At 63.5% G+C, this 14,746-nt stretch carries 1 protein-coding gene; it reads right to left on the reverse strand.

The features are described 5' to 3' along the window. Positions 1–39: 39 nt before the first annotated feature. Positions 40–14,604: a rhizobiocin RzcA gene (locus AC1DX3_RS22125; protein ID WP_476991521.1), complete on the reverse strand. Its 14,565-nt coding sequence runs from the start codon at positions 14,602–14,604 to the stop codon at positions 40–42. Between the last annotated feature and the right edge of the window lie 142 nt (positions 14,605–14,746).

Here is a 14,746-nt window from a genome sequence, read left to right on the forward strand (position 1 = left end):
CCAAAAAATGGGAGGCATTTTTTGGATTGCGCTTGGGCCCTACCAGACGATATGGCCGGTGAGGTCGGCGACGTGGCTGTGGGCCACGACGACGACATTGCCACCGCCGAGATCGATGCGCGTGTCGTTGCCGTCCTGGGTGATGACCACGCCGCCGCCGTTCTGCACGCCATTGCTGTAGGCATGCAGGTCGATCATGTCGTTCTGCGCGGCGGTGAAATCGCTGATCGTGTCGAGACCGCTGTTCAGGCCGAAGACGAAGGTATCGGCATTCAGCCCGCCCGTCAGGATGTCGGCCCCGGCGCCGCCGTCGAGGATGTCGTTGCCCGACTGGCCGTAGAGGTGGTTGGCGGCGGCATTGCCGGTCAGGCTGTTGGCCAGACTGTTGCCGGTGGCGTCCGCCGCCGTCCCCGTCAGGGTCAGGTTTTCGAGCTGCTGGCCCGCCAGGGTGAAGCTGACCGAGGCAAAGACGGTGTCGGTGCCCTGGCCGCTCACCTCGACGGCGCTGTCGCCGGCATTGTCGACATAGTAGGTGTCGTCGCCAAAGCCGCCGGTCAGGACATCGGCCCCTGCCCCGCCATCCAGGATATCGTTACCGGTCAGACCGTAGAGGTGGTTGACCGCGGCATTGCCGGTCAGGCTGTTGTTGAAGCTGTTGCCGGTGCCGTCGACCGCGCTGCCGGTCAAGGTCAGGTTCTCGACCTGGAGGGCATTGAGGTTGAAGGTGATGGACGCCATGACGGTGTCGGTGCCCTGGCCGATAGCTTCGACGATCGTATCGCCGGCATTGTCAATGACATAGGTGTCGTCGCCGGTGCCGCCAGTCAGGATATCCGCGCCCGAGCCGCCGTCGAGCGTATCATTGCCCGCCAGGCCATAGAGGCGGTTGATACCGCTATTGCCGGTGAGGAGGTTGTTCAGGCTGTTCCCGGTGCCGTCGATGTCGGCGCTGCCGCTCAGGGTCAGGTTCTCAACCTGGGCGCCAGAGATGGTGTAGGTTACCGAAGACAGGACCGTATCCGTGCCTTCGCCACTGGCTTCGACGACGGAGTCGCCGGCATTGTCGACGATATAGGTGTCGTCGCCCGTACCGCCGGTGAGGATGTCGGCCCCTGCCCCGCCGTCGAGCGTGTCATTGCCGGCCAGGCCATAGAGGCGATTGATACCGGCATTACCCGTCAGCGTGTTGACCAGGCTGTTGCCGGTGCCGTCGAGCGCCGCCGCACCGGTGAGGGTCAGGTTCTCGATCTGCTGGCCAGCCAGGGTGTAGGTGACGGAGGCGATGACGCTGTCCGTACCCTGACCGGTGGTTTCGACGACCTTGTCGTTGACGTCGTCGACATAATAGGTGTCGTCGCCGAGGCCGCCGGTCATGATGTCGATACCGGCGCCGCCATTGAGGATGTCATTGCCGCCCCAGCCCTTCAGGGCGTTATTGCCGGTATTACCGGTCAGGCTGTTGGCGTCGCTATTGCCGTTGCCGTTGAGGTTGGCTGAACCGAGCAGGACCAGGTTTTCGACAAAGGCGCCGAGGGTGTAGCCGATCTGCGAGCGTACCGTGTCGTTGCCGCCATCGTCGGTGCCGGTCTGGCTGTCTTCGATGACGAGGTCGCCGGTAATGTCGACATAATAGGTGTCGTTGCCCGAGCCACCGTACATGGTGTCGGCACCCGCCCCGCCGTCGAGCGCGTTGTTGCCAGAATTACCGCGCAGGATATTGACCGCCGCGTTGCCGGTGCCGTCGATATGTCCGCTGCCGGTCAGGGTCAGGTTTTCGACATTGGCCACCAGAGTGTAGCTGGCCGAGGCCAGGACCGTGTCGGTGCCCTGGGAGGCCAGTTCGACCACGACGTCCGTGCCGGTGTCGACGATATAGGTGTCGTTGCCGGCTCCGCCCGTCAGGGTGTCGGCACCGGTCCCGCCATCGAGGATATTGTTGCCGATATTGCCGAGGATCGTGTTGGCCAGGGCATTGCCCGTGCCGTTAAGATTGGCCACACCTTGTAGGGTGAGGTTTTCGACACGGTCGGCAAGAGTGTAGTCGGTATCAGCGAGGACCGTGTCGACCGCTTGGTCGTCGACCGTGTTGTCGATGGTTTCGTCGACGACGTCGTGGCTGTCGTCAACGACATAGGTGTCCGCGCCCTTGCCGCCCAGCATCGTGTCGATGCCGGAACCGCCGTCGAGGCGATCATTGCCGTCGCCGCCGATCAAGCGGTCGGCGCCGTCATCGCCGATCAGCGAGTCATTGCCGCCGGCGCCTTCGAGCGTATCGTCGCCGCCGAAACCGCGCAGGGTGTCGTTGGCATCGGTGCCGATCTTGTGGTCGGGCGTCGTCTGGCCGTTATAGATGATGCCGATATTGGCGGTCGCGAGGTCGATCGTTATGTCGTCGAAGGCGAGATACTCGACATTAACGGCGTGATCCTCGCCCTGGTCGGCGAAGTTGTCGACGATGACATAGCCGCCATTGCCGTCGGCGGCCACGGTGTAGTGGTCGCGGGCGCCGGCGAAATGGGTCGTGTCCGTGCCGTCCCCGCCGTCAATGGTGTCGTCACCAGAGCCGCCGGTAATATGGTCGTCGCCGGCCTCGCCGGAGATGGAGTCGTTTCCAGCCCCGCCCGACAGGCTGTCGGAACCATTGCCGCCGAAGATGGTATCGGCAGCGCCGCCGCCGTCGATGACGTCATTACCGTCGTCGCCATAGAGGCTGTCGGCGAGGTCGTGGCCGTAGAGGCTGTCATTGTCGCCGCCGCCGTGGCCTTCGCCGCTGCGGACATCGATGCGGTCGTCGCCGTTACCGCCGTTGAGGACGCCCGAGCCGTCGAGCGTGTCATTACCGGCTTCGCCATCGAGACGGTTGCTGCCGGAGGCATCGCTGAGGACATCGTCGCCGTCGCTACCGAAAAGGCTGTCATTGCCCTGGCCGCCGGTCAGGTTGTCGTTGCCGGCGCCGCCGTCGATCGTGTCGTCATTATTGCCGCCGTCAACGGTATCGTTGCCATTGTCGCCGTGGATGTCGTCATTACCGAAGCCGCCGTGGATGACGTCATTGTCGTCATTGCCGTGCAGGATATCGGCACCATCATCACCGTCGATGGTGTCGGCGCCAGCGCCGCCATTGACGGTGTCGGTCGCCGCGCCGCCGGCCAGGGTGTCATTGCCGCCCACGCCTTCGATAGAGTCGTTGCCGCCGCCACCCTGGACGTAGTCGTTGCCGGCGCCGGCGTCGATATCGTCATCGCCCTCGCCGCCGTCGAGACGGTCGTGGCCGTTGCCGCCGCCGATCGTGTCATTGCCGAGGCCGCCGCTGATCGAGTCGTCGAGCGAGGTTCCGGGCAGGTTTTCCGAGGCGTCGGCGCCGGTCATGATCTCGCCGCCCAGCCACGAGGTCAGGGTGGTGTCGTCGAAGACCAGGGTTTCGATATTGGCGATCGTGTCGGCCGCACCGGTGGCGTGATCGACCAGGATATAGCCTTCACCGGAGGCGATCAGCGAATAGTCGTCGCGGTTGCCGGCGATGATCAGGCTGTCCTGCCCGTCGCCGCCGTCGATGCTGTCGCTGGACGCCGCGCCCTGGAGGGTGTCGTCGCCGGCGCCGCCCGACAGCGTGCCGCTGGCCACAATGGAGTCGTTGCCCTCGCCGCCGCTGACGGTGTTGTCACCGGACAGGTCGGTGATCGTGTCGTCGCCTTCGTCCCCGGCCAAGGTGTCGTCTCCGGCACCACCGGTGATGACGTCGTTGCCAATGCCGCCGGAGATATCGCCCGACGCGGTGATGGTGTCATTGCCGTCGTCGCCGGCAATGAGATTGGCGCCGCTGAGGTCGATGATGACATCATCGCCGGCATCGCCGTGGATGATGTCGTTGCCGTTGTCGCCGTAGATCGAGTCGTTACCGGCGCCGCCGTCGATGCGATCGTCCTGGTCACCGCCGTGAATGACGTCGCCGCCGGCATCGCCGGACAGGGCGTCTTCGCCGCCGCCGCCGGTGAGGACGTCATTGTCGTCACCACCGGAAATCAGGTCGTCTTCGTCGCCGCCGTCGAGCACATCATTGCCGGCCTCGCCGTAGATGATGTCAGGTTCGGTGCCGCCATAGACGGTGTCATTGCCGTCACCGCCCCAGATCTGGTCGGCACCGGCCAGGCCGGAAATGACGTCGTCGCCGCCAAAGCCATGGATAATGTCATCACCGGAGCTGACGTCGATCGAGCCCGGGCGGTTCGAGGTGACGCCGCTGCTGGAATGGTCGGAGATGATGTCGCCGAGGGACGAGCCGGCATAGCTGTAACCAAAGTTCGGCGTGCCGATATAGTCGCCATCAGCAAAGACCAGGTTGTAGATACCGTACAGGGTATCTTCGCCTTCCGGCGAGCCGCCGCGATTATCGGTGACGACGATCTTGCCGCCGGATTCGATGACCGTGTAATCGTTGCGGTTGCCGCTGTAATAGGCCGTGTCGGGCGCGCCGGACGACCCGCCGCCGTAGAGCTTGTCGTTACCCCCGCCGCCGTAGAAGCTGTCCGTGCCTAAGCCGCCTTCGAGACGGTCGTCGCCTTCGCCGCCGTCCATGCGGTCATTGCCGTCGCCGCCTTGGAGGACGTCGTAGCCATTGCCGCCATATAGGCTGTCATTGCCCGCTTCGCCGGTGATGCTGTCGTCACCGCCACCGCCGCCGACCACGTCATTGCCGTCGCCGCCCGACAGGGTGTCGGAGCCGTAACCCGCCGAGAGCACATCGTCGCCGGCTTCACCCGACATGACCTGGTTGCTGTCGTAAGGCCAGACCTGCGAGATCGAGTCGTTACCGTCGCCGCCCAGCGCCGTCGAGGCGCCGTAGACATTGATGACGTCATTGCCGGCATCGCCGAACAGGTGGCCGGTGCCTTCGATGAGGTCCTGGCCGTCGTTGCCATGAATGTCGCCATTGCCACGGATGACGTCGTCGCCGGCGCCGCCGGACAGGTTATTCCAGCCTTCGCTGTCGGAGATGGTGTCGTTACCGCCCTCGCCGCTCAGGGCGTCGTCGCCCGCGCCACCGGACACAGTGTCTTCGCCGTCGCCGGCCAGGACCTGGTCATTGCCGGCACCGCCGGAGATAACGTCATAACCGTCGCCGCCGGAGATGACGTCGTTGCCGTCACCGCCTTCGAGCTGGTCGTTGCCGGCCAGGCCGTAGAGAGAGTCATTACCGCTGCTGCCGACCAGGCTGTCGTCTTGGGCGCCGCCACTTAAGGAGTCCGATCCCGTAGTGCCAATGTGGATGTCGCCGGCCGTCGAGGCGTTCAGCGCCAGGATCTGGTCGCTGAAGGACGCGGTCTCTATGGCGGTCAGGCCGTCCTGGCCTTCGCCGGAGCGATTGGCGACGACGATGTAGCCGCCCTCGCCGTCCTTGATGACGGAATAGAGGACCCGAGCCGCGCCATAGGCCGCCGTGTCGCTGTCGTCGCCGCCGGCCAGGCTGTCATTGCCACCGCCACCGATCAGGGTGTCCTGGCCGCTGCCGCCGTCGATGCGGTCGTCGTCCTGGCCGCCGTCGAGGACGTCATTACCGGCGTCGCCGCTCAACGAGTCGGCACTGAAATTGCCGTAGATGGTGTCGTCGCCGGCGCCGCCGCTCAGGGTCTGGCTGCCGTCGCTATAGCTGTACGGATCCCAGCCCGACAGGACGTCATTGCCGTCGCCGCCGTCGCCCGTGCCGCCGCCGACAATGGCCAGGGCGTCGTTGCCGCCGTCGCCGTGGGCAAGCGTCCAGCCGTAGATGGTATCGGCGCCGTCACCACCGGACAGGGTGGCCGAGCCGTAGAGATAGTCGTTGCCGCCATCGCCCGCGGCCGTGCCGCCGTTGCTGGTGATATAGTCGTCGCCAATACCGCCGGAAACGGAGTCATTGCCGGAACCGCCGTCGATCGTGTCATTGCCGTCGTCGCCGGTGACGGAATCGTCGCCCGTGCCGGCGGTGATGACGTCATTGCCGTCGCCGCCCGCGAGGATATCGCCGCCGTGATCGCCGTCGATCGTGTCGTCGCCAGCGCCGCCCTGGGCGTTATCGGCACCTTCGCCGCCGTAGATGTGGTCGCTGCCGTCGCCGCCGGACAAGGTGTCGCCACCGCTGTCGCCGAACAGGACGTCGTTGCCGAGGCCGCCGGTCAGGCTGTCATTGCCGTCGTCGCCGATGACGCGGTCATTGCCGTCGCGGCCGTCGATGGTGTCGTTGCCGATGTCGCCGATGAGGATGTCGTCGCCGGTCGTGCCGATAATGGTCAGGCCGACATTGCTATAGGGCCGCAGTTCGAGATCGCCGTCGGAGAAGACCAGCAGTTCGACGCTATAGACGATGTCCTGGCCGTCGATACCGCGCTTGTCGGAAACCAGGGCGCCGTCGGTGACGAAGCCGTCTTCGTCGACATGGTAGCTGACGACATAGTCGGCGCTTTCGATGCGGACATTACCATTGCCGTCGACGCTGACCGTGTGATCGGCGATGCGGCCGGAGAAGTAGCCCTTGTCGGAGCCGGAACCGCCATAAAGGATATCGTTGCCACCACCGCCGGTCAGGCTGTCGTCGTTCTGGCCGCCGATCAGGGTATCGCCACCGCCATAGCCGAACAGGGCGTCGTCGCCGATGCCGCCGTCGAGATATTCGTTGCCCGACGTGCCGGTCGAGCCGTGATAGCCGCTCAGCGTATCGTTGCCATCGCCGCCGAAGCCTGTGGCGTTATAGACAAAGAGCGCATCATTGCCGGCGCCGCCGTCAAGGGTGTCGGAGCCGTTTGTGCTGCTGACCAGGACGTCATTGCCGTCGTCGCCGGATTGGGCGCCGCCACCTTCGAGGCTGTCATTGCCGGCGCCGCCGTGGACCGTGCCATTGGCCGTGATGGTGTCGTTACCGATGCCGCCATCGACGGAGTCCGCCCCTGTGCCGCCGATAATGGAGTCGTCGCCGGCCCCGCCCGTCAGCACGTCATTGTCCGAGCCGCCGGAAATGGTGTCATTGCCGTCGCCGCCGTCCAGGGTATCGCGGCCGGAGATGCCGCCGTCCAGCGTGTCTTCGCCTGTGCCACCGAAGATGACGTCGGAGCCGGCGCCGCCATCGAGGCGATCATAACCGGCGCCGCCATCGACCGTGTCGAAGCCATCGCCGCCGCTGAGAATGTCATTGCCGGCCTGGCCGCCGATGACTTCGTTGCCGGCGCCGCCGGAAATGCTGTCGTCGAAGCCGGTGCCAAGAAGGGTGGCTGCGTCTACGCCACCGGTCAGGATCATGCCGGCATTGGCGGCGGTGACAACCAAGTCGATATCCGAGAAGCGCAGGACTTCAGCCGCTGTGACGTGGTCGGCGCCGTCCGTGCCGCGGTTGTCGACGACGAAATAGCCGCCAGAACCGTCGCTGACAACGCTGTAGAGGGTGCGCGCACCGGCGAAGGTGACGACATCGTAGCCGTCGCCGGCGTCAATGATATCGCTGCCGGCGCCGCCCGTGATCAGGTCGTCGCCGGATCCGGCTGTGATATTGTCATCGCCGTCGCGGGCATTGATGGTGTCGTTGCCGCTGCCGGCGAGGATGGAGTCGGTGCCATAGCCGCCGGTGATGGCGTCATTGCCGGCGCCGCCATCGATCGTGGCGCCATCGACGTCGGAGATGGTGTCGTTGCCGGCGCCACCGTTGAGGGTATCGTGGCCGTACGAACCTTCGATGACGTCATTGCCGTCACCGCCATCGACGCTGTCATCGCCGTAATAGGCGTTGATGGTGTCGTCGCCGGCGCCGCCGTCGAAAGTTTCATTGCCGCCATAGTAGGGATGGCCGTAAAGTTGGTCATTGCCATCGCCGCCCAGGGCGGTCGCGCCGGCGCGGGCGTAGATGACGTCGTTGCCGGAGCCTCCGTCCAGCGTACCGGAACCGTCGATGACGTCGTTGCCGGCCTGGCCCAGCAGGGTGCCGGAGCCGGTGATATTGTCGTTGCCGTCGCCGCCGTCTAGCAAGCCCGTGCCTGCCAGGTTGTCGCCGTCGTCCCCGCCATAGAGGGCGTTGGTGCCGGACCAATCGCTCAGCACGTCTTCGCCATTGCCGCCGATCAGGGTGTCGTTGCCGGTGCCGCCATCCAGCGAGTCGCGGTCGAAATCGGGATGGCCGTCGGTATTGCCGTCGGCATTGTCGCTGTAACCACCGGCGCTGCCGTCGGAGCCATAGAGGACGTCATTGCCGGAACCGCCCAGCAAGGTGTCGTCGCCGCTGCCGCCGATCATGGTGTCGGCGCCGTAGTCGCCTTCGAGGACGTCATTGCCGATGCGGCCGAAGACGATGTCGTTGCCGGCGCCGGCTTGGACGTGGTCGAAGCCGGACAGGACGTCGATGGTGTCATTGCCGTCAAGATTATAACCCGCGCCCGACAGCAGGTCGTCGGCCGAGGTGCCAGGCACGTACTGCCCGGCAGCCGGCGCCGTCAGGTCGTATTCGACATCGCCAATGATGAGCAGCTCGACACCGGTCAGGACGTCCGTGCCTTCGGGCGAACCGTCACGGTTGTCGGTGATCGTGGTGACGCCGGACAGGGTGGTGATAGTGTAGTCGGAGATCGCGCCCGTATAGTAGGCGACGTCATAGCCTGCGCCGCCGTCAATGGTGTCATTGCCGTCCTGGCCGGAATCGCCGAGGATGACGTCATTGCCGTCACCGCCATTGAGGTGATCGCCGCCGCCCAGGCCCGACAGTTTGTCGTTGCCGGTGCCGCCGTTTAGGGTCTCGGATCCGCTGCTGCCGGTCAGGGTGTCGTTGCCGCCGTCGCCATTGCCGGTGCCGGAATAGACGGTGACAGTGTCATTGCCGAGACCGCCGGACAGGGAGCCTGTGCCGAGGAGGGTGTCGTTACCCTCGCCACCGGACAGCGTATTGTCGCCGTTACTATCAGAAATATAGTCGTCGCCGGCGTCGCCGGATACGTTGTCATTGCCGACCTCGCCGTACAGCGCATCGTTGCCGTCGCCGCCAGCCAGGACATCGAGGCCGTCGCCGCCGTGCATCTGGTCGTTGCCGGCATCGCCCGACAGACTGTCATTGCCGGTATTGCCTTCGATATAGTCATTACCGGCGCCGCCGCTGATCGTGTCGTCGCTTTGCTGGCCATAAAGGACGTCCTGGCCGTCACCGCCGTCGATCAGGTCGTTGCCGATGCCGCCCTCGACATGGTCGCCGCCGTCGCCGGCGCTGATGGTGTCGTTGCCGGTCGTGCCGTAGATGGTGTCGGAGAAGACGCTGCCCATGGTATCTATGCCGTCATTACCGGTCAGGCTGATGGCATCGTCGTCGAACTGGATCAGTTCGACCCCGCTCAGGACGTCGGTGCCATAGCGCGAGCCATCGCGCAGGTCGGTCAGGGTGATCGTGCCGGTCAACTCGTCGAGCGAAATCGAAAAGTCCGAACGCGATCCGCTGACAAAAACCGTGTCGAGCCCGGCGCCGCCGTCGACGCTGTCATTGCCGCCATAGGCATAGATGGCGTCATTGCCGTCGCCGCCGGCAATCGTGTCGTCGCCGCTGCCGCCGGACAGGACGTCATTACCGTCGCCGCCGTCGAGCGAGCCGTCGCCGGAGATGCCGTCGTTGCCGATGCCGCCGGCCAGGGTGTTGATGCCGCTATAGTCGTAAATGTAGTCGTTGCCGTCGCCGCCTGAAACGGAGTCGTCGCCTGCTTCGCCCAAGAGCTGATCGTTGTCGGCGCCGCCGTCGATGGTATCCTTGCCCAGCCCGCCATAGACGGTGTCGTTGCCGGCGCCACCGTCTATGCTGTCGGCGCCGCCATAGCCATGGATCACGTCATTGCCGTCGAGGCCGGTCATGGTGTCGCCGGCGGCCGAGCCTTCCAGTGTATCGGGATCGGTAGTGCCGGGGATGACGAGACCCTGATAGGAAACGTCCTGGTCGCTGAAGCGGATGACCTCGATACCGGTCAGGACATCGCTGCCGTTATTGGGCGCGTCGCGATTGTCGGTCAGGGTAATGGTGCCGGTGTCGCCGTCTTCGATCAGGGTGTAGTCGGCGCGGTTGCCGCTGACATAGTAGATGTCGAGGCCGGTGCCGCCATCGACCGTGTCATTGCCGCCATAGCCATAGATGGTGTCGTTGCCGGCGCCGCCCGACAGGCTGTCGCCCTGGTTGCCGCCGATCAGGGTGTCGTTATCGTCGCCGCCGTCCAGGCTGTTGGCCGTGGCGGTATTGTTCTGCGTGGCGACGAGGTAGTCGTTGCCGGCCCCGCCTGTGAGGGTCGCGCCGAAATCGACAGCGTAATCGGCATTGAGGTAGTCGTCGCCCGTGCCGCCATCGAGGACACCCGAGCCATAGACGGTATCGTTGCCGCCACCGCCGCTCAGGGCATTGTGACCGTAATAGCCCGCGATATAGTCATTGCCGTCGTCGCCGGACACGGTGTCATTGCCGCTGTCGCCATAGATGGTGTCTGCACCGGCGCCGCCGGCAATGCTGTTGTCGCCTGTTAGGGCGTTGATATAGTCGTTGCCGTCGCCGCCTGCGATGGTATCGCCATCGATGCTGCCGGTGACATTGTCGTCGCCCGCCCCGCCGTCGATGGAATCAGCACCGCCGCGGCCGCGGATAACGTCATTGCCGTCAAGGCCCGAAATCGTATCATTGGCCGCCGAGCCATCGATGGTGTCGGCATCGGTCGTGCCGGTCAGGACGCGGCCTTCGTAGGTGACATCGGAGTCGTTGAAGCGGATGACTTCGATGTGAGACATCGTGTCCGTGCCCTGGGGCGAACCGTCGCGATTGTCGACAAGGGTGATCATGCCGGTATCGGGATCGCGTGTAAGGGTGAAATCACTGCGATTGCCGTTGATGTAGAGGAAATCGAGGCCCGTGCCGCCATCGACCGTATCATCGCCGCCGCCGGCTGTGATGACGTCATCACCGGTACCACCGCTTATGGAGTCGCCGTAACCGGCGCCACTGATCTGGTCGTCACCGGCGCCGCCGTCAATCGCATTAACGCCTCCGCTATTATGGGTACTGGCCCACAGGCTGTCATTGCCGTCGCCGCCGCTGATGCTGTCGCCGGCCGCGCCGGTGCCGCCGTAATAGTTGCCGTAGACGATGTCGTCGCCGTCGCCGGCAGCGATGTCGCCATTGGCCCAGATACGGTCATCGCCGCTGCCGCCCGAAATCGTGCTGCGGCCGCTGCCGTCGTCGATCGTGTCATTGCCGGTGCCGCCGCTGTAGGTGTCTTCGCCGGCGCCACCTGCCAAGGTATCGCTGCCGATGCCGCCGTCCAGCGAGTCGGCGTAACCGCCGCCGGTGATATTGTCGTTGCCGTCGCCGCCGCTCAGGGTATTGGCGCTGTCGCTATTATTGCTGTTGCCGGTGATGGTGTCGTTACCGGCGCCGCCGTCGATGTGATCGCCTGCCGTCGTGCTGGCGTACCAGGCGCCGTTGATGACGTCATTGCCATCGCCGCCGTCGATGTCGCCGTTGGCGCGGATGACGTCGTCGCCGGCACCGCCGGTTATCGTGTTGCGGCCGCCGTCGTCGGCGATAAAGTCGTCGCCGTCACCGCCGGCCAACGTATCATTGCCGGCCTGGCCGTAGATGACGTCGTTGCCGGCGCCACCGTCGACGCTATCATTGCCGTCGCCGGCGCCGATGATGTCGCGACCGTCCAGCCCCGTCAGGCTGTCATTGCCTTCATAGCCATAGATGGTGTCGGCGAAATTGCCGCCGGTGAGCACGTCATCGCCGTTAGTGCCGATGCGTGTCACGGAACCCGTGCCGGCGTCCTGTTCGGCAAACTGGATGACCTCGATATCGTAGAGAATATCCGTGCCGTTGGGCGAATGGTCGCGATTGTCGACGACCGTCGTTACATTGCCATTGACCGTAATGGTGTAGTCGGACTCCTGGCCGTCATAGACCGCTATGTCGATGCCGTCGCCGCCATAGAGGCTGTCGTTGCCGAGACCGCCGAAGATGATGTCGTCGCCGGCAAGACCGTACATGCGGTCATTGCCTTCGAGGCCCTGAATGGTGTCTTCGCCGGCGGTGCCGGTAACGTCCTCATTGCCCGTCGTTCCGCGCAGGTTGAGGCCGTCGCTGAGGTGGTAGGTCGTGCCGCCAACAACGAGATTGTCGATCTTGTTGTAGCCTGTGGTGTTGAAATAGTCGTTGTTGAACTGGCCGGCCAGGGTGATGCTGTCGCCGTCATTGCCATAGTGGACGATGAGGTCGAAATAACCGTAGCCGTAATTGCCGTTAAAGGTGTAGCCGCGCTCGAACCAGACGTCGCCCATGGTGAGTGGGCCTTGAAGTTCGACCGTGTCGACGTCACCGGTAGCGAAATCCTGAATGCCGATATAGTCCTGGCCGTCGCCAACATGGAAGGTGAAGCGGTCATCGCCCGCGCCGCCGTAGAGGGCGTCATTGCCGGTGCCGCCGTCGATCGTATCATTGCCGGCGTGGCCGTAGATAACGTCGTTGCCGGCGCCGGCGTTTTCGATGTCGTTGCCACCATAACCATAGAGATAGTCGTTGCCACCGAGCGCATTGAGGACGTCATTGCCCTCATTACCCTGGACGGTCTCGCCGTTCTCGGTGCCACGCAGGTTGAGGTCGCCGGTCAGGCTGTACTCGATGCCGCCGACGATCAGGGTGCGCACCTGATTGTAGCCGGTCGTATTGAAAATCTGGTTGTTGAACTGGCCGTTCAGGCGGATGGTGTCGCCGTTCGAACCATAGTGGATGATCAGATCGAAATAGGCGTAACCGTAATTGCCGTTGAAGGACTGGGCGCGCTCGAACCAGACGTCATCGATGGTGAGATTGCCGAGAATTTCGACCACGTCATTGTCGTCGGCCGCGGCATTTTGCACGTCGACGGCGTCCTGGCCGTCGCCGGCGTGGAAGACAAAGCGGTCATTGCCGGCGCCACCATATAAGCCGTCATTGCCAGTGCCGCCAGTCAGGGTGTCCTGGCCGCCGGCGCCGTAGAGATTGTCGTCTCCCGAACCGGCATTGAGGATGTCATTGCCTTCATAGCCGTAAACCTGATCGTTGCCGCCAAGCGCATCGAGGGTATCGTTGCCGCCATTGCCCTGGACCAGCTCATTGCCGTCGGTGCCGCGCAAATGCAGATGGTCGACGATATTATATTCGACCCCACCGACGATCAGGGTGCGGATTTCGTTATAGCCGGTGGTATTGAAAATCTGATTGTTGAACTGACCGTTGAGTTGGATCGTATCGCCATTCGAGCCATAGTGGATGACCAGATCGAAATAGGCCGTGCCCCAATTGGGGTTGAAGTTTTGCACGCGTTCGAACCAGACGTCGCTTATGGTCAGGTCGCCCTGGATCTCGACGACGTCGGTATCGGTATTGAGTGCATCCTGGACGTAGACGGCGTCCTGACCGTCGCCGGCATGGAAAATAAAGCGGTCGTTGCCAGCGCCGCCGTAAAGACCGTCATTGCCTGTGCCGCCGGTCAGGGTGTCGTTGCCGCCAGCCGCCACGACGGCATCATTGCCGGCCTCGCCGTTCAGGATATCGTTGCCTTCGTAGCCGTAGACCTGGTCGTCACCGCCACCGGCACTAAGCGTATCGTTGCCGCCCTGGCCCTGGATGAGGTTGTTGCTATCGTTGCCGCGCAGATTGAGCGCGTCGGTCAGGCTGTAGGACGTGCCGTTGATAATGAGGGTGTGGATTTCATTATAGCCGGTCGCATTGAATATCTGGTTCTTGAACTGGCGATTGAGAACGATCGTGTCATCGTTCGGACCATAGTGGATAACCAGGTCGAAATAGGCCGTGCCATAGTTGGGATCGTAGGATTGGGTGCGTTCGAACCAAACGTCGGCAATGGTCAGATCGCCATTGATTTCAATGACATCGGCATCGCCACCATTGGCATCCTGGACATTGACCGTGTCGTGGCCGTCGCCTATGTGGAAGATGAAGCGATCATTGCCGGCACCACCGAAGAGATTGTCGTCGCCGGTGCCGCCGGTCACAGTATCGTTGCCGTCGGACGCGTACAATTGATCATTGTCGGCGCCACCGTCCAGGACGTCATTCCCGCTATAGCCATAGAGCTGATCGCCGCCCGCCAGGCCTGTCAGCGTATCATTGCCGCCCTCGCCCTGAATCAGATTGTTGTTGTTGTCACCGCGCAGGTTCAGAGCATCGGTAAGGCTATAGGTTTGGCCGCCGATGGTCAGGGTTTGAATGGCGTTATAGCCGGTCGTGTTGAAGATCTGGTTGTTGAACTGGCCACGCAAGGTGATGGTGTCGCCGGCCGAACCATAGTGAATAACAAGGTCGAAATAGGTGGTGCCATAGTTCGGGTTATAGGACTGTGTGCGTTCGAACCAGACGTCGGCCAGGGTAAGGTCGCCCTCGATGACGATGCCGTCGGTGTCGCCGCTGGCGTAGTCCTGGACAATGATGGTGTCGTGACCGTCGCCGACGGCGAAGATGAAGGCGTCGTCGCCGGCGCCGCCGGCCAGTTGGTCATCGCCCTGATTGCCGCGGATGGCGTCATCCTGGTCCGTGCCGGAAAGGTTGTCGTTGAACTCGGTGCCGATGATGTCAACCATGATGTCCCTGCCTGTATCCCCCGCGCTCACGGCGGCGTTCGTCGCGTATCCCGACACGCGACGTAACCTTGTCATCCCACAAATTCATGGGGATTAACAACGTGTTAATCTTTACAAATGCTGTAATGTGGCGACTTGTCAT

The sequence above is a fragment of the Asticcacaulis sp. P2_B1 genome, assembly GCF_056404915.1.